Below are 16522 nucleotides of genomic sequence, written 5' to 3'. Positions count from 1 at the left end.
CGTCGCGGGTTCCGATGGCACGTGCAACAACGCCTCTTCAGCACCCTGATTGCCTTTGCCCATGAGCGTAGCGGCGCGTCCCACCTCACCCAAAGCGACTCTCACGGCGCAGGCACCTCAGCGCGTCGCCGATAGAGAAAGGCGAAGCTCGGCTTCCACGTGTTGCCTCCATCGGCGCTGCTGATGCCTTCCTGCAGCACTGATCCATCCGGATTGGGCGTATAGGTCATCCGCACCCGGTTCGGTTTCGCCGGATCGGCCGGCGCGGGCCAGTCGCCCTCGATCACCATCGCCTTGCCATTCCACCCGCCGACGAACTCCGCGCGCGAGCCCTGCGCGTCGATCCAGGTTTGAAACCATTGCTTCTGTGCCGGCAGATAGATGTTGAGGCTCCCGCCTTGATCCTTCCGGGGCTGCCAATTCTCCCGGATGCCGCACCCGTGATAGACTTTCTCGATCAGGCTCTCGCCGACATTCTTGCCGCTCTTCGGGTCGAACACGTCCCAGTGGCCCACCCAGAAATCGAACTGACGATGTTCGGGCGCCGTGCAGGCGGGCGGTGGGGGCGGGGGCGTACCGACCGTCGCTATGGCCGTCTGGGCATGTGCCGGTGCCGCGATCGCGAAAGCCGCAACGAGAGCGCTCAACTGGATCTTCATGCGACAAATCCTTGTTCGCGTTGATTGCATTGAGCCTAGCAGCACACATCTTTTGGATGGATAGCATGGCGGGGCGCTGGCAGCGGATTGGCAACCGTTCGCAGCTTTCGCGCGGGGCCAGGCGCCAGAACCGAACGCTCGCGCCGATGTGCCAGACCCCGAAAGCAACTGGACGTCTTCCGCCCCGCTTGCCGCAATCAAACTTGGCTGCCAGACCCCCCTGGATGGGAGGTCTGCTGAAACATAAATCGGAAGAGACCCCGGCATGATGGGGTGCCTGCGCATCGGGGTAGCGCTCCTCATTTTAGCGGCGCTCGCCCTATATTGCGCGTTCCCGCACCCCACGCACAATGACACGACATTGCAGGCAGTTGCAGCCGAATCGCGACAGCTGATGGTGACTCATCCCTTTGGTCCGTCCGGGCCCTCTACCCGCTTGCGCAAAGACCAATGGCCGCCTGCGATCGCCAGCCTGAAGCCTGTTTCCGTCACCGTCCGCCGCGGGATGGTGGATATCACCACAAAGGAATATTTCGACGGCGGCTGGGGATACGGCTTCGCCCCGGACAAGCAGAACCTGACGATGCTGGTGGAATGCTGGTCGGAGCTGGGTCACGGCGTCTACTGGCATGGCCCATGCTGATCAGGACTTGTAAGCTAGGCAGTCGCCAATCTCCAGTGAGTGACGATCCTAATAGTTGTATGATGTAGTTTAATCGTTGAGCGGGGTCGTTGTAAATGACAAGCAAGGTAAAATATATAATTTTTCTATTATTGTCATTTTTGACAAGCTCACCGTTACTTGCTCTGGACGAAAAATGTGACGCGCCCAGCGGTTGGTATCCGGCCGATCAGCCGGTGCCAGAGCCCGGATATTACATATCGATCAAGGTAAAAGAACATAGTCTCTATGTATTGGATAGCGTAAATATTAAGGAAAAAGCGCTTATCAAGGCTCTATCGCATGCATACGCACATAAAGAAAATTATGAATTTGTGTCTGGGTATTTATATCTGACTTCGGATGTGAATTTCAGCTGCGATAGCTACAGGCATGCTGCCGACATAGTCGACAGATCCTTTCATTGCACCGAGGATCGTAAATGCGTTTGGGCATACGGAGTCGGCTCGAAACAACCCTCAAATATTCCGGAGCCACCCGATAGATAGACCAACTTGCCCCAGGCAGAATGACATTGCAGCAAGGCTACGCACCGTCAGTGTGCGCCGCACTCGACATAGTAGCTCGAAACGGTGTTGCGTGCGGGCTCCAGCGCGCCGCCCACTGTGCTGACATGCAGCAGCCCCGCTTTGCCGCGATAAGCCCAGTTGCAAAAGCCGACGCCCGTGCCGGAGCACGCCTCGGCTTCAATCAGTCCCATCTCGGCCATTTCACGAGCCATGTCGCCATCGCCCGGCTTCTCGGCAGGGTGCTGCGGCTTCCAGCCCCGCGCGAACAGCATCCTGCGCGCAGTATCGATGCCCTTTTCATAGATGTCGGGCACTCGCGCCAAGCCCTGGCAATAGGCGTGTTCCTTCGCGCGAGCGGTCAACCGCAGGCTCTCGCCCTCCACCCGAAGCTCGCCTACGGGCGTGCCCGGAGGATCCGTCCAGATCAGCAGCCCCGTACCATCCTCCAGTGGCTCGACCACGCCGAGCGGGATCGGGTTCGAATTGGAATCCGGTCCCTGGTAAGGACGCTTCGGATAAGCGAGCGCCACCAGTGCGCCACCCTCGAACACAGCGATATTGGCATTGCGGGCAAAGCACAGCGCGCTGGTGCCTGGGTTGAACCCGCTTGCGAAGGTAACTGTCCGGAAGCGCCCAAGCGGCGCCTCGGACGTGACGATCCACCCCAGTTTCTCGACCGAACGCGCCAGCGGACTCTGCTTCGCTGCCCGGTATCCGCTGCAATACTCGTCCAGCGCCGACTTCTCCGGCGAGCGCGGCAAACGGCGCAGGGGGATCAGCTGGTATTCGCCAAGATCCGATTTCAGCCGCAACCCGGAGGTCTGCGCCGCTGCCTCCCCAACGCTTGTCCCGCGCGATTGAACCACCCAGCCAAGGAGGCCTAGCGAAACACAGGCAAGTAAAAGAACCACTATTCTCATGCGGGAAGCCTCGCACGCGCACGAACCGGGGGCAACGGCTTGCGGCGAAAGCGCTTCGTAAACCGATAGCTGGCGCCCGAGTGCAGCTGAGCGCCAGGTTCTGGCCGGAAATGACGGTGGACTCCCTTCCCGGGAGCAGAAAATTCCCCGAGGCGCCTTCCCGGTCGGCGCTACTCGCCCATGCCCGAAAGAAATTCGCCAAGCCGGTCCAGCTGCTCCGGCAATGCGGCCGCTCCGCCCTGCAGTGCTTCCTCGAGAGCCTCCCTGGAGGGATAAATTTCGTGGAAAGTCAGAAGCGTCGTTCCGCCCAGGTCCTTAAAGGTCACGGTCGTGATCGCGCCCTCTTCGCCCTCATCATTGGTCCAGACGATGCGCTCGTTCGGCACCACCTCGAGATATTTGCCGTAAAAGGCCATGGTGTCCGGGCCGCCGGCGCTGAATTCTAGTCGATATTTGCCGCCGGTACGGACGTCCATCTCGCACGCTACGAGCGAAACGCCGCCGGGGACCGATTTCGGCACCCACCAGCGCCGGAACAGCTCGGCCTGGCTCCACGCCGTGAAAACGATGCTCGGCGGCGCATCGAATGTCCGCGTAATGACGAGTTCGCGGTCCCCTCTGCGCTCGACTGAGGTGGGGTTATGCGTTTCAGCTTGCTGGGTCATCTTTTGCCTCCAGTTTCACTTCGCTGATGATGTCGTCCAGTGCGTCGAAGCGGTCCTCGAAGAGCTTGCGATGTGCCTCGATCCACGCGGCCTCCGCCGTGAGCCCGCCTTTCCCAAGCCTGCATGTCCGCACCCGCCCGACCTTCTGCGTCACGACGAGCCCCGCCCGTTCGAGGACCTGCACGTGCTTCTTCATGCCGGTCAGCGTCATCTTGAACGTGTCGGCGAGGCTGGTGATCGAGGCGTCCGCTCGCCCGAGCTGATCGATGATCCCGCGCCGGGTCGCATCGGACAGCGCCGCAAAGGAGAGATCGAGGGGAGGGCTTGCAAACTGAACCATATGGTTCAGTGTGTAGCCTGCGCGCGCAGGAAGCGCAAGCGGCGCGCGTTATCCAGGGGTGAAGCAGGCGCGCATCACTCGATGCCGTCCTCCTCGCGGTCCTCTTTCATAGCGTCCGACCAGAGGCCTAGTTTCTTCTCGCGCGCAAACCGTTCCGCATCATTGATACGGGTGATCCTCACCTGATAGTCTTCATCGGATATAAGGCGCTCGCTGTGGTCCTGCGGTGCCGCAGCTCGCTCTTTTTCGATTTCGGCACGCATGTCGGCGAGCTTTGGATCATTTTTCAGAAGCCAGTCGAAACTCTTTTGACTATCAACCATGTCATACATTGTTCCGCCCGCGAATATCCCGGCGCGGATCAGATCGACATTCAGGCTGTCGCTCCCATCCTCTGCCCAGACATAAACGATCTCCATCACCTGATGAGTCCGCGTGTTGGTCGACAGCATGCGCGAGATCGGGGTAACAATCGCCTTTGGATGCGATTTCAGCCACTCGGAAACAAAGGCTTTGGGGTCGCCGAAGGTCGTCGGTCGCAGAAAACCGCTGCCAAGTAACACATAGGTAGCTTGATCGCCCTGCTTCGAGGCCATGATGTCGTCAAAGTGATACTCGCTCGCGCTCCCGCGCACCGGCAGGCTCGGCGCAGGCGGCGCGGCATAAGCACTGGGCGGAAAAAGAGTGGCCGCCAGTAACGCCAAGCGGAACGAAGAAAGTATTTTCACGGATCAATCCTTCAGCACGTCAACGCTAAAACTACTGCAAGCAAATGCAAATTCGATCCGGATTTTGTCCACTTCTCGCATTATCATAAACAGGCGCTACCCCGCACAGCACGGCTGGGATTGGTCGTTAATAAGATGAGGTATCGGCACATGTCCGGCAAAATCGCCGCCTTCATCGCGGCACTGCTCTTCATGGCCTGCGGTGCCGTTCCGGCTTCCGCGCAACACTGTCCCCGCGGCACACCCTCCGGGGCGGACACCGCGTCCGTCGCGCAAGCCCTGCAGGGCCGGCTTACCCATCATGCCGGCATCCGAGACTGGTTCGAGCTGAAGCTGGATCGAGCCACATGCGGTTACAAGGCGATCCAGCTGACTGTATCGAATGACCATTGGGAGCCGCTCGAGCGCATGCGGGGCTGCCGGGTGCAATCCTTTGGGAAAATCGACTTCTCCCCGACAGGATATTATTCGCTCGGTCTCTTCCAGGATGTGGCGCGGTTGAAGGCGGTCGGCGCCTGTGTCCGGCAGCCGCTCTTCGCTGATTATTCGAATGTCCGGCCCGACATGCACCTGCGGAGCTACACGGTGGCCATGCACGTCGATTATCGGCCCGGCGATCACCCGGTCATGTTCACGGTGACGAGCGGGCGCAGGACCCTTCATCCCTGGCAAGCCTATGCGAGTTATATGCTGACCGGCGGTTTCGTTCTGTATGGCCTGTGCGGGCAGGGGTTTGCCGTCGACCGGGTCTACGGACCCCGTGCCGCCCGGCCCGCGCCTTCCGACGAGCCGCGCGGCTCGGGCAACATGGCGCAGTTCGATCCGGAGACCGCGGCCAAGTCCGGCAAGACTGACCTGCATCTCGGCTATAGCTGCGTCCGGGCGCGGTAAGCGGCGACGCTGCTCAACCCTTGCGATTCAACCCTCCGCCGCGCTCGCTGTCATCCCGCACCGGTGATCCGCACCGGCATTCCGAACCTCAAGCCGCCCAGGCGGCAAGGTCCTCCTGCTGCCCGATCAGTGCCAGACCATGCGCGATCGAGGTCAGCTCACCGCCGGACGCGATCCGCTCCTCGCCGAAGCGGTCCACGAAGAGTCGGCGGATGCGCGGCGTCAGCGAGGTGCCGCCGGTGAGGAACACACGGTCGATCGCGCCCGCCTCCACGCCCGCGACATCCAGCGCCCGGTCGACCGCCGCCTCGATCCGCACGATATCGGGCGCGATCCACGCCTCGAACTGCGCACGCTCCACCTCCGCCTCGATCGACAGCCCCGCGCCCGTGAAATGGAACCGCGCCGTCTCCGCGGCCGACAGCGCCCGCTTCAGCTGGCCGACCGCGTCGTACAGCTGATAGCCGAGCTCCTGCTCGATCACCGCGATCATCCGGCCGATCGCCTCCGGGTCGATCGCCGCACGGCGCAGCTTCTCCAGATCGGCCAGCGTGCGCCGGTTGCGCATCAGCGCCAGCCGCGACCAGTCGGCAAAGTCAGTGAAATAGCCGCCGGGGATCTCGAGCACCTTGTCGAAAGACCGATAGGATCCGCCCTTGCCGAGCAGCGGCATGACGAGATGATTGACGATGCGGAAATCGAACCGGTCCCCGGCAATGCCGACGCCGGCATGGCCAAGCGGCTCGCAGCGCCGCGCCGCGCCCGGTGCCGCGATCCGCACCACCGAGAAGTCGCTCGTGCCGCCGCCGAAATCGGCAACCAGGATCGTCGCCGGCTCTTCGATGCGCGATGCATAGCTGAACGCCGCGCCGAGCGGCTCATAGACATAATGGACCTCGGCCCCGAGCGCACCGAACATCGCGTCATAGCGTGTCCGGGCCAGCGCTTCGTCGGGCCGGGCGCCCGCATATTCGACCGGCCGCCCAACCACCACCCGCGCCGCGCCGCCGCTCATTGCGGTGCTCCCGCCGCCCGCCCGCGCCGCCATCTTCTCGAGGAACAGCCGCCCGAGCTGCTCGAAGCTGTAGCGCCGCTCGAACACGGTCGCATGCTCGAAGCTCGCGCTCGCCGCGACGGTCTTGAACGATTGCAGGAAGCGGCTGTCCTGCGGGAAGGCGAGATACTCCTTGATCGCCCACGGCCCCGCATCGACGCCAAGCCCACCGCGCTGCGCCTCATCCTCCCAGAAGCACAGCGCCGATCGGAACACCGCGTCGGGTGCTTCCGGCCCGTCGAACAGCACCAGCTCAGCCGCATCGCCCCGCGACACAGCCGCGACCGAGTTGGTCGTCCCGAAATCGAGTCCGAGTGCAAAGGGGGCAGGGGCATGCATGAGGCAGCGCCCTCTAGCGGCGCCTCACGCCAAAAGGAAGCGAAGCTCTACTTCCTCCCTCTCCCAGCGGGAGAGGAGTGTTGGGTGAACAGCGCCCCGCGCTGTTCAGGTCATGCCGGGGGCATGGCCGACCCAACACTGGGCCCGTCACGAAGTGACGGGAAGGGTGAGGGCGACCAAAGTGAGCGCCACCCACTCAACCTCACCCCGCGCTGCTGCGCAGCTTGCCCCTCTCCTAAGAGGAGAGGGGAAGGAAGAGTTAACCACACTCAATCCTGTTTACCTCATCCACACAGAGAGAGGCGTACACCCGGTCCAACCATTTCCCGCTCCACCTCAGTTTGACCACCCAATCCAACGGACCCATCACCCGCAACATGGCCAGCTTCTTCCGCTCGATCAGTCTCAAGATCTTCAGCGTCTCCGTAGGGCTGCTCGTGCTCATGGTGGCTACCGCCTTGTGGTCCGCGCACGCCACCAATCTGGTCCACCTCCAGCTCCGCACGCTCAGCCGCTCGCTGTTTCCCCTGGCGATGACCCTGACCGATCTCCATGCGGTGGCCCAGGCCGAGGAAGCGCATACCGGCACCGGGCTCCACACCCCCGATATCGCGGCCGTGAACAAATGCCGTGAGACCGCGGCGAGACAGGGGAAGTCCGCTGACCAATTGGTGCGCCAGGCTCAATATTATCGCGATCTTGGCGCCCGCATCGCCCAGCGTGAGGTCAACAGGATCAAGCTCGCCGCGCTGCAGCCGATGCTCGTCGAGCTCGATTACCAGCAGGACGCGCTCAATCGCCTGATGTTCACCGCGTGCGAGCATGACGCAACCGACGTCCAGATGGACCGCGCCCGCGCACAGGCGCGCGAGGTCGAGCGCCTCTCGGAAAATGTCACCGGCGAAATCAAGGACTTCGTGTCCGAGGGCGTGGTGACGATCGGCGAAAACCAGAAGACGGCGATGCAGGTCAACCTGCTGATGATCGGCTCGGCCGCCTTGGTCGGGCTCATGCTGGCCTGGCTGATCAGCCGCGGCCTTACCCGGCCGATCATCCGGCTCCAGGCGGGTGCGCGCGCGGTCAGCGCCGGACTGCTCGCCGAGGCCGATGTGCGCGTCACCTCGCGCGACGAGATCGGCGACGTCACCCAGGCCTTCAATGTCATGGTCGAGGATCTGCGCGAGAAGGAGCGCATCAAGGAAGCGTTCGGCCAATATGTCGATCCCCGCGTCGTCGCCGGGCTGATCGGCGGCGGCCATTATTCCACCGTCGGCGAAAAGCAGGTCGCGACCCTGTTCTTCTCGGATATGGCCGGCTTCACCGCCATCTCGGAACGCCTCGCTCCGAGCACCCTCGTTGATCTGGTCAATGCCTATTTCTCCGAAATGGCGATCCCGATCAGCGATCGCTCCGGCATCATCGACAAGTTCATCGGCGATGCGATCATGGCCTTCTGGGTGCCACCCTTTGTCGAGGCCAATCTCCAGGCAAGCCTCGCCTGCGCCGCAGCACTCGATCAGTTCGCCCGGCTCAAGGCATTCCAGGCCCGGGTGCCTGACGTCATCGGACTGCGCCGCGACATCCCCATCATCGATTTCCGCATCGGCCTCGCCTCGGGCGAAGTGGTGGTCGGCAGCATCGGCTCGGCCCAGGCGCGCAGCTTCACCGTCATGGGCGACACCGTCAATTTCGCGTCTCGGCTTGAGGGCGCCAACAAGATCTACGGCACCCGCCTGCTGATCGACGACGCCACCCACGACATGGCCGGCGACAGCATCGAATCCCGCGAGATCGACAGCATCCTGGTCCTCGGCCGCGAAGAGCCGGTCCGCATCTACGAACTTGCCGCGATGGCCGGGGAGCTGCCGGCAGAGCGCCGCCGCATCTTCGATCTCTACGCGGAAGGGTTGGCCCGATACCGCCTCGGCAAATGGGATCCAGCCGCCAAATCCCTCCACGCCGCCTTGCAAACCGACCCCTCCGACGGCCCCAGCAAGACGCTGCTCGCGCGCATCGAAGAGTTCAAAGCCACCCCGCCCAAAGCTTGGGACGGCACCTGGCGCATGACGACGAAATAGGGGGCGACTCTTCTCCCTCTCCCAGCGGGAGAGGAGTGTCGGGTGAACAGCGCCCCGCGCTGTTCAGGCCATGCCGGGGGCATGGCCGACCCAACGCTGGGCCCATCGCAGAGCGATGGGAAGGGTGAGGGTGACCAGCAAGAGCCGTCACGCACTCAACCTCACCCCGCGCTGCTACGCAGCTTGCCCCTCTCCTAAGAGGAGAGGGGAAGAAGGGGAGCCCCGCACTATGATTGAAGTCCGCCACACCACAAAAAAAGGTGCTGCCGCGACGCGTGAGCCCTGCGTCGCGGCAACACCCAGGAAAACCCGCCACCGCCCGGATACGCGCGGCGGCAGCGGCATTTCCCTATCTCAGCTGACGAAATCCATTTCGACGGCAACGCGGAAAATCCCCTCGTTATTGCCGTTGAAATCGAGCGTCTTCACCCGCTTCTTGCTGGCGGGTGGCACCAGATCCGCCGCGGTCAGCACGAACTCGTGCGTGCCGACGACATCGTCGAAATTGGGCGCGCCGGTCGGCGTGCCGAGCGCACCGCCGATATCGGCGATCAGCTTCTGAACCCGCACCGAGCGCGACATGCCGCTCGAGGCCGCCAGGCTGCCCACCGCGGCGAGCTTGACGAGCGTACGCAGCGTGTTCGGCTTGCCGTCGTCATTCTCCATCACCGAGACGATGAACACCACGTCGTTCGGGCTGGCGATCGGCGCCGGCGTCTTGTTGTCGAGCGCCCAGAAGGGCCGGCGACCCAGCGGGCCCGAATTGATGGCGTCGGCGATCGGCTTGGGCAGGCCGGCGGGTGCCACGATCGTGGCATGGGTCTCGCCCTTGTCGACATCCTCGAACGGGCCATAGAGCGTCACCTCAACCTGCGGGATGAGCCCGGCGAGATTGGCGGCGGTGACCAGAACATAGGGCTCGTCCGAGCCGACTTCAGTGCTGTCGTCGAGGGATTTGATGCTCTGCATTGTGATTGAGAGGTTATGTGCCATGATATTGATCTTCCTTCGATGTTTTACGCCGAATAAAATCGGCAAGAATACAGATCACGACCACTCCATTCGAGTGCGTACATGTCATTGTACAAAAGCGACATCATTGTCGCCTCAGTTGTTGTCTGTGGCGCCGCTCTATGTACGGAAATTACATTGAGAAACTGGCCGTCGACGGAAATGAGATGAAGCTGTATTTCATTATAGTGTCGCGCTATTGGCGACATCATGAAACCGTCAACGCATTCCCGTCGCGCCCGCGCCCACGAAAAAAATTGTGCAGCCCATGTCGATTTCGGACAAACTCGTTCGTCGTCCCGATGAGACGCCAATGGGGCCGGCTCGAACAAGGAGACAGACGATGCGCGTTATGGTGTTCGCAATGGCAAACGAGAACAGCGACAAGGGCATGGAGCCGACGCCCGAGATGATGGAGGCGTTTCAGGCCATGGACCGCTTCACCGAGGAGCTGGTCGCCGCCGGGGTCATGGTGGCCGGCGCCGGCCTCAAGCCCACCGCCGAGGGCAAGCGCATCGTCTCCGAAGGCGCCGCCCGCAGCGTCATCGACGGGCCGTTCGCCGAAGCCCGCGAGATCGTCGCCGGCTTCTCGATCTGGGAGGTCAAGGACATGGACGAGGCAATCGCCTGGGCAAAGCGCGCCCCGGCCGTCATGCCCCGCCGCAACGTAATGGAGATCCGCCCCTTCTACGAAGCCGCCGACCTCGCGGATTTCATCACCCCCGAAGAACTCGCCACCCCCCGCGAAGGCGACCGCGGGAAACTTGGGGTGGCGTGATACGCGGCGAGGGCACGCACATTCTTCTCCCTCTCCCCCTGTGGGAGAGGGAAGGGGCCCGTGCGAAGTACGGGAAGGGTGAGGGGGACTCTTGAGAGGTTAGCGCCGCCGGACATCTCATCCCCCTCATCCTTCCGTCGCTTCGCTCCTCCCTCCTTCTCCCACAAGGGGAGAAGGATTTATGCGCGCATCGCTATGTGTGAATCCGGTAGCCTGAAGATGAGGCGCTGAAACTCCCATCCACACCCGACCAAACCCCAACTCCACCGCCTGGCCTACCCCCAACACCTTGCCTCCCCCGCACCCATGCCCGAAAAGACGGCATGACCCCAGGCGAGGCACCCCCCACCACCGAGACCCACCGCACAATCGAAGCCACCTTCCGCATAGAACGCGCCAGGCTCATCGGCGGCCTCGCCCGCCTGGTCCGCAACATAGACCGCGCCGAGGAGCTCGCGCAGGACGCGCTGGTCGTGGCCCTCGCCGAATGGCCGAAGACCGGCGTCCCAGCCAATCCCGGTGCCTGGCTGATGGCCGTCGCCAAGCGCCGCGCCATAGACGCCATCCGCCGCGACACCATGCAGGCCCGCAAGCACGAGGAGATCGCCCGAGAACTGGACGAAGCAGTCGACGACACCGCCGCCATGGTGGAAGCAATGGACGACGATCTAGGCGACGAGCTGCTCGGCCTCATCTTCACCGCCTGCCACCCGATGCTCTCGCGAGACGCCCGCGCCGCGCTCACGCTACGGGTGGTCGGCGGCCTCACCACCGACGAGATCGCCCGCGCCTTCCTCTCGGCCGAAGCCACTATCGCCCAGCGCATCGTCCGCGCCAAAAAGGCGATCGCCAATGCCGGCCTCGCCTTCGAGGTGCCGCGCGGCGCAGACCGGGCGGCGCGGCTGTCCTCGGTGCTCGAGATCATCTACCTCATCTTCAACGAAGGCTATGCGGCCACCGCCGGCGACGATCTCGTCCGCCCCGGCCTGTGCCTCGAGGCGCAAAGGCTCGGCCGCATGCTCGCCGGCCTGATTCCCGATCAGGCGCCGGACAAGGCGGAGATACTCGGCCTCCTCGCCCTGATGGAGATCCAGGCCTCGCGCCTCGCCGCGCGCACCGGGCCGGACGGCGCCTTCATCCCCCTCGCCGAGCAGGACCGCGCCCGCTGGGACCATCTGCTGATCAGCCGCGGCCTCGAAGCCCTGGCCCGCGCCGAAGCCCTGAGTGGCAAGGGGGAAAGCGGCCCCTATGTCCTGCAAGCCGCGCTAGCCGCCTGTCACGCCCGAGCCCGCCGCGCCGCCGACACTGACTGGCCCCGCATCGCCGCGCTCTATGATCGGCTGCGCGTGGTGGTGCCCTCGCCCGTGGTCGACCTCAACCGCGCGATCGCCCACAGCATGGCCTTCGGACCCGAAGCCGGCCTCAAACTGCTGGACGAGATCCCCGACGCCGAAGCTCTCCGCCACTATGCGCCCCTGCCGGCGGCGAGAGGCGACTTCCTGTTTCGCGCCGGCCGACTGACCGAGGCGCGCGCCGAATTCGAGGCGGCCGCCGGGCTTACCCGCAACGAGCGGGAAAGGGCGTTTCTGCTGGCGCGGGCGGGGGCGTGTGGTGGGTGTGGAGTGACCTTTCCGAAGCGCTGACTGGCAACGTGCCAAGTTGAATGCACTGTCGCCGAGATCTGGCCATTATTTGGCTTGCAAGGGGTTCTACACCCGTTCCATTGCGCCGAAGCAGCAACTGCGCCAACTTGGCGTGGGGGTTGGCATGAAGGGAATTGAGACTGCGGCGATACTGTCGGTATTCGGTGTAGCAGTCGCCGAGTGCAGGATCCGCCTGCGGGTGCCCAAAGGGTTGATCACATGACGGGCAGCAGAGGCAACATAGTCCGTTCCTTGAGCTACATCGACGGGCACGGTGAAAGCCAAGTCATCGGTCAAGATGAAATCTTGTCTCTGCCGGGGCCGATCATTGTACTTGGCGAGCCCGGGCAAGGTAAATCGGTGCTACTACGCGAGACAGCATCGCGTTCCGGCCTGCCGTTCATCACGGCGAAGCAGTTGCTCCGCCGCAGCGCGATTGCCGTGGACGGTCGAGCGCTGATTATCGATGCGCTCGACGAGGTCGTGACGGCGCGAGAGGCGGATGCGGTTCAGCGCGTGCTCGAAAAGCTAGACGCGGTCGGTCGCCCTGACTTTATCCTGTCCTGCCGTGCGGCCGACTGGCAGGGAGCGGTGGCCGCACAGGATATAGAAGCAGACTATGGCCGCGCGCCGATCATCCTGACCCTGCTGCCGCTTTCGCGCGCGGAAGCGCTCCGTTATCTTGCGGCTCATGTGCAAGCGGGCGATCCCGAGACGCTGGTAACGCATCTCGAGGCACGCGACCTGGACAGCCTATACGGCAATCCACTGACGTTGCGCCTGTTCGCCGACGTGGCCGGCACGACTGCACTGCCGGATAGCCGAGGCGAGTTGTTTCGCGCCGCGTGCAACATCCTCTGGCGCGAAGAGGCAATCCAGCACGAAGTCTCCCCGCTGAGCAACCTCAGCGAAGCCGAGGCGCTAGACGCGGCGGGCGCCGCGAGTGCGCTGCAGATTTTGACCGGCGCCGATGCGATCTCGACCCGCGCGGTCGCCCGTGTTGACGAGAACGACCGAGCGCTTCGTGACGTGGAGCAACTGCCAAAGGGCAAGGCAGCCCGCGCGGTGCTGGCGAGCCGGTTGTTTGTACCGGTGGGCGAGCAGCGGTTCGCGCCGTTGCATCGGGTGATCGGCGAATATCTCGGTGCGCGTTGGCTTTCCGGGCTGCTTGCCGCGAATGTGTCGTCCCGCCGGCTATTTTCACTGCTGACCTTGGCCGACACTGTGCCCGCGTCGTTGCGCGGCCTGCACGCCTGGATAGCCTACTACAGTGACGCGGCCGCCGCGCATGTGATTGCCACCGATCCGTTCGGCGTGGTGCGCTATGGCGATGCCGGCGCGCTCTCGACGCCGAAGGCGCGGCTACTGCTGGAGACGCTCGAAAAACTTGCCGCCGAGGATCCCTATTTTCGCGCGCAGGATTGGGGGCAGCTATCGGTCCATGGCCTGGCGCGGTCAGATTTGCAGGCCGATTTCGAGCGCATTCTCGATCAGAGCCGCAATTTCCATCTGCGCAAGCTACTGCTTGAGGCGATTAATGAATCGCCCTTGGCTGCCGCGATGGAGACGAGACTGCTGGCCTTGGTGCTGAACGCGGAGGCGACCTTCTCCGAACGCGTCGAAGCCGCCGAGGCGCTGGCCAACGTCATGGCGAGCGATGCTTGGCCTGCGATTATCGACATGCTGCGGAGATTTGCCGACCAAGATTCGACGCGTTTGGCGCTCGAGACGATGACCGACCTCGACCTCCAACTCTTCACCGACCAGCAGATTGTCGAGACGATTGTCGCCTTTCTCGGCTATTCACTGTCACCGATCGATCAGGCCGGCCAATGGACGCGTCAGGCCGCCGGCTCGATGACGCTGTTTGCCCGCAAGATTATGAGCCCGCGCGCGGCGAGCCTTCTCGATCTCCTGACCGACTATGTCCCCATCTCGGCTTCGAAAGACAATTGGGAGCGCCGATGGGAGCTGGCGAACCTCGCCAGCAATTTGATCCTGAAGGCGCTTCCCGACGATCAAATTACACCGGCGCGCGTCTGGCGATGGCTGAAGCTGCTAGACCCTTATCATGGCCGCAGCCGCGACGATCACGTGAAACTGGAGGAATTTTTCCGCACCAACCTGGCTTTGCGTCGCGCGGTCCAGCGTCACGCGCTCTTCGGTACGAGCGACAGGACCTTGTGGGAGCGGGGCTGGCGCCTGCGCGAAACACTTGGGGCGCTGGGAATGACTGCACAGGACGCACTTGGTTTTCTCGAGGAACTCGCCGCCCAAGATGTTCGCGATGAGCTGCACGACCAGCAGTGGAAAGACTTGGTGCAGCTCGCTCGAACGCAGGAGGGCCTGACGGCGGAGGCGCGCGCAATCGCCCGCCTGTATGCGCGCGGCAATAGTGAGCTGCTGACGCTTCTGCGCAAGCTGGCGCGACCGGTTACCAACCGCTGGGAAAAGCAATTTGAGCGGCGGCGGCTGAGGGAGGACCAAGAACGTCAGGCAGCGCACGCGCAGCATCGCGACGATTTCTTAGCCCATGACGCTGCATTGCGTGCCGGCGAGCTACAATGGATCGTGCCGGCGGCGCGCGCGTATCTCGGTCTCTATCGCGACAACGATCGCGAGCAGGCGCCCATTGATCGGGTGCGAACTTGGCTTGGCGATGCGATCACCGAGGCCGCTGCCCAGGGTTTCGAAGCTGCGCTTTTCAGGGGCGACCTGCCGACGGCCGCCCAAGTGGTGAAAGGATTTGCCGAACGACAGATTTGGAACATGGTTTATCCGATCGTTGCGGGCCTTGCCGAACGCGTTCGCGGCGAGCGCGCTCTCGACGACGTGCCGCGCGACACGCTGCGTGTCGGCTGGCTTACCCTACAGAACGAATCTTATCTCGACGACCACGCGAAGATAGATGACTTCGCCGGGCGCTTGGAACGCAGGCTGGCGCTAGATCCCATCGCGTTTGCGGAAGATTTCCGACTTCTCATCGAACCGCAACTCCAGGCACGGCACGATCATGTTTCCGGCCTGTATCGCCTGATGCGCGCGCCGGCGCTTCGAGAACTGGGCGCGCGCCTCGCCGCCGAGTGGATCGAGCGCTATCCGTCGTTGCCGCTCACGACCGAACTCGAGCTGATCGAAGGCATGCTGTCTGCGCGCGAGCTGACACTGCTCGCGGGCTTGTGGCAACGGCGCCGCCCCGACCCAGCGGTCGATCCCGAACGCGCCATAGCCTGGCTCGCCGTCGCCTTCGTCGCCGATTTCAAGAGAGCCCGACCCGATCTCGACCGCACCGCAGCGGCGCTGCCGAGCCTCATCTGGCCAATCCGCAGCAGGCTTCGCCGCGACGAGCAGGGCGGGCGCATACCCGTTACGGCTGAGCAACTCGCGTGGATCGTCAGCACCTTCCGTGAGCCGTGGCCGAACGTCAGCCATCCGATTGGGGTGACGTCCGGTGACATGAATTCTTGGGACGCAGGCGAATTGCTACGTTGGGCGATCGTGACGCTCGCCGGCGATACCTCGGAGGAGGCGATGGACTGCCTCGCCGCACTACGTTCGGGCAAGCAGGATAGTTATTCGGATCTCATCCGACATTCGGCCGCGCAACAGCGACGTGCGCGTAATGAAGCCAATTTCGCTCCGGTAACGGCAGAGCGAATCGCAGCGATGGCATGCAACAAACCGCCCGCCTCGATCGATGATCTGCACGCCATGTTGCTCGACAGTCTCGCAAGCGTCCAGGCGAAGCTGCAGGGTAGCGAAACCAATCCGCTCGCTGCCTTCTACTCATCCGATGGTACGCCTCATGGCGAGAACTATTGCCGAGACCGTTTGGTCGAGTGGCTCCAGCGGGAGCTACCACGCGGTGTCAGCCAAGCGACGGAACCGCGCATGCCAAGCGATAAGCGCAGCGACATCGCCTTTGTCAGTGGCGATTCGCTGGTGCCGGTGGAGATCAAAGCGCAATGGCATTCCAACGTCTGGGATGCGGCAATCGATCAGCTGGACCGCTTCTACACCAAAGAATGGCGCGCAGCCGGACGCGGTATCTATGTCGTTCTGTGGTTCGGCGATGTAACCGCCCCTGCGAAGCGGCTGACGCGTCCTCCCGAGGGAGCGCCGCCGGTCCGAAGCGCTGCGGAGCTACGTGTGGCGCTCCAGCTTCGCATTCCGGAGGCGCGACGCGGGCAACTCGCGGTCGTGGTTATCGATCTGGCGCGATAGT

13 protein-coding genes are annotated in these 16522 nt (G+C 63.3%); 6 read left to right on the top strand and 7 right to left on the bottom strand.

Going from position 1 to position 16522, the window contains the following annotated elements; translation table 11 throughout:
- Positions 1 to 101: 101 nt before the first annotated feature.
- Positions 102 to 659, bottom strand: coding sequence for a hypothetical protein (locus AC1DVS_RS22240; RefSeq protein WP_478026467.1), 558 nt, complete (start codon positions 657 to 659; stop codon positions 102 to 104).
- 265 nt (positions 660 to 924) lie between these two features.
- On the opposite strand from AC1DVS_RS22240, the gene AC1DVS_RS22235 reads away from it, so the two are divergent.
- Positions 925 to 1302: a hypothetical protein gene (locus AC1DVS_RS22235; RefSeq protein ID WP_478026465.1), complete on the top strand. Its 378-nt coding sequence runs from the start codon at positions 925 to 927 to the stop codon at positions 1300 to 1302.
- Positions 1303 to 1876: 574 nt separating this feature from the next.
- Here AC1DVS_RS22235 and AC1DVS_RS22230 read toward each other — a convergent pair.
- The 4 genes from AC1DVS_RS22230 to AC1DVS_RS22215 form a co-directional block, all read right to left on the bottom strand.
- Positions 1877 to 2770, bottom strand: coding sequence for a hypothetical protein (locus AC1DVS_RS22230; RefSeq protein ID WP_478026464.1), 894 nt, complete (start codon positions 2768 to 2770; stop codon positions 1877 to 1879).
- Between the two features lie 170 nt (positions 2771 to 2940).
- A complete protein-coding gene (locus tag AC1DVS_RS22225; RefSeq protein WP_478026462.1) occupies positions 2941 to 3435 on the bottom strand; it encodes an SRPBCC family protein in 495 nt (164 codons plus the stop codon).
- Positions 3419 to 3775 (bottom strand): ArsR/SmtB family transcription factor, encoded by a 357-nt coding sequence (locus AC1DVS_RS22220; RefSeq protein WP_478026461.1) that lies wholly within the window; start codon positions 3773 to 3775, stop codon positions 3419 to 3421. The genes AC1DVS_RS22225 and AC1DVS_RS22220 overlap by 17 nt, the downstream gene beginning before the upstream one ends.
- A 74-nt stretch (positions 3776 to 3849) precedes the next feature.
- Positions 3850 to 4503, bottom strand: coding sequence for a hypothetical protein (locus AC1DVS_RS22215; protein ID WP_478026459.1), 654 nt, complete (start codon positions 4501 to 4503; stop codon positions 3850 to 3852).
- A 150-nt stretch (positions 4504 to 4653) separates the two neighbouring features.
- Here AC1DVS_RS22215 and AC1DVS_RS22210 point away from each other — a divergent pair, with 150 nt between their 5' ends.
- Positions 4654 to 5394 carry a hypothetical protein gene (locus tag AC1DVS_RS22210; protein ID WP_478026457.1) on the top strand — a complete coding sequence of 247 codons (741 nt, stop codon included), beginning with the start codon at positions 4654 to 4656 and terminating at the stop codon, positions 5392 to 5394.
- 88 nt (positions 5395 to 5482) lie between these two features.
- On the opposite strand, the gene AC1DVS_RS22205 is transcribed toward AC1DVS_RS22210, so the two are convergent.
- Positions 5483 to 6787 carry an Hsp70 family protein gene (locus tag AC1DVS_RS22205; protein ID WP_478026455.1) on the bottom strand — a complete coding sequence of 435 codons (1305 nt, stop codon included), beginning with the start codon at positions 6785 to 6787 and terminating at the stop codon, positions 5483 to 5485.
- Positions 6788 to 7164: 377 nt separating this feature from the next.
- Between AC1DVS_RS22205 and AC1DVS_RS22200 the strand changes: the two genes are divergently transcribed.
- A complete protein-coding gene (locus tag AC1DVS_RS22200) occupies positions 7165 to 8865 on the top strand; it encodes an adenylate/guanylate cyclase domain-containing protein (protein WP_478026453.1) in 1701 nt (566 codons plus the stop codon).
- A gap of 354 nt (positions 8866 to 9219) precedes the next feature.
- Here the strand turns inward: AC1DVS_RS22200 and AC1DVS_RS22195 are convergent, their stop codons facing one another.
- Positions 9220 to 9858, bottom strand: a complete 639-nt coding sequence (locus AC1DVS_RS22195) for a hypothetical protein (RefSeq protein ID WP_478026451.1) — start codon at positions 9856 to 9858, stop codon at positions 9220 to 9222.
- A 361-nt stretch (positions 9859 to 10219) separates the two neighbouring features.
- Here AC1DVS_RS22195 and AC1DVS_RS22190 point away from each other — a divergent pair, with 361 nt between their 5' ends.
- The 3 genes from AC1DVS_RS22190 to AC1DVS_RS22180 all read left to right on the top strand — a co-directional run bounded on the left by AC1DVS_RS22190 (position 10220) and on the right by AC1DVS_RS22180 (position 16521).
- Positions 10220 to 10654, top strand: coding sequence for a YciI family protein (locus tag AC1DVS_RS22190; RefSeq protein ID WP_478026449.1), 435 nt, complete (start codon positions 10220 to 10222; stop codon positions 10652 to 10654).
- 323 nt (positions 10655 to 10977) lie between these two features.
- Positions 10978 to 12297, top strand: coding sequence for an RNA polymerase sigma factor (locus AC1DVS_RS22185; protein ID WP_478026448.1), 1320 nt, complete (start codon positions 10978 to 10980; stop codon positions 12295 to 12297).
- A gap of 252 nt (positions 12298 to 12549) precedes the next feature.
- On the top strand, positions 12550 to 16521 hold the full coding sequence (locus AC1DVS_RS22180) for an NACHT domain-containing protein (protein ID WP_478026446.1): 3972 nt from the start codon (positions 12550 to 12552) through the stop codon (positions 16519 to 16521).
- The last annotated feature ends 1 nt before the right edge of the window (position 16522 follow it).

The sequence above is a fragment of the Sphingomonas sp. P3_C5 genome (genome assembly GCF_056402635.1).
The sequence above is the reverse complement of the archived record's forward strand: the minus strand, read 5'-3'. Positions and strand labels throughout refer to the sequence as shown.

Excerpts from the sequence above, each read along its gene's own strand:
- AC1DVS_RS22240 (WP_478026467.1), bottom strand. The coding sequence starts at position 659 with ATGAAGATCCAGTTGAGCGCTCTCGTTGCGGCTTTCGCGATCGCGGCA.
- AC1DVS_RS22235 (WP_478026465.1), top strand. The coding sequence starts at position 925 with ATGATGGGGTGCCTGCGCATCGGGGTAGCGCTCCTCATTTTAGCGGCG.
- AC1DVS_RS22230 (WP_478026464.1), bottom strand. The coding sequence starts at position 2,770 with ATGAGAATAGTGGTTCTTTTACTTGCCTGTGTTTCGCTAGGCCTCCTT.
- AC1DVS_RS22225 (WP_478026462.1), bottom strand. The coding sequence starts at position 3,435 with ATGACCCAGCAAGCTGAAACGCATAACCCCACCTCAGTCGAGCGCAGA.
- AC1DVS_RS22220 (WP_478026461.1), bottom strand. The coding sequence starts at position 3,775 with ATGGTTCAGTTTGCAAGCCCTCCCCTCGATCTCTCCTTTGCGGCGCTG.
- AC1DVS_RS22210 (WP_478026457.1), top strand. The coding sequence starts at position 4,654 with ATGTCCGGCAAAATCGCCGCCTTCATCGCGGCACTGCTCTTCATGGCC.
- AC1DVS_RS22205 (WP_478026455.1), bottom strand. The coding sequence starts at position 6,787 with ATGCATGCCCCTGCCCCCTTTGCACTCGGACTCGATTTCGGGACGACC.
- AC1DVS_RS22200 (WP_478026453.1), top strand. The coding sequence starts at position 7,165 with ATGGCCAGCTTCTTCCGCTCGATCAGTCTCAAGATCTTCAGCGTCTCC.
- AC1DVS_RS22195 (WP_478026451.1), bottom strand. The coding sequence starts at position 9,858 with ATGGCACATAACCTCTCAATCACAATGCAGAGCATCAAATCCCTCGAC.
- AC1DVS_RS22190 (WP_478026449.1), top strand. The coding sequence starts at position 10,220 with ATGCGCGTTATGGTGTTCGCAATGGCAAACGAGAACAGCGACAAGGGC.
- AC1DVS_RS22185 (WP_478026448.1), top strand. The coding sequence starts at position 10,978 with ATGACCCCAGGCGAGGCACCCCCCACCACCGAGACCCACCGCACAATC.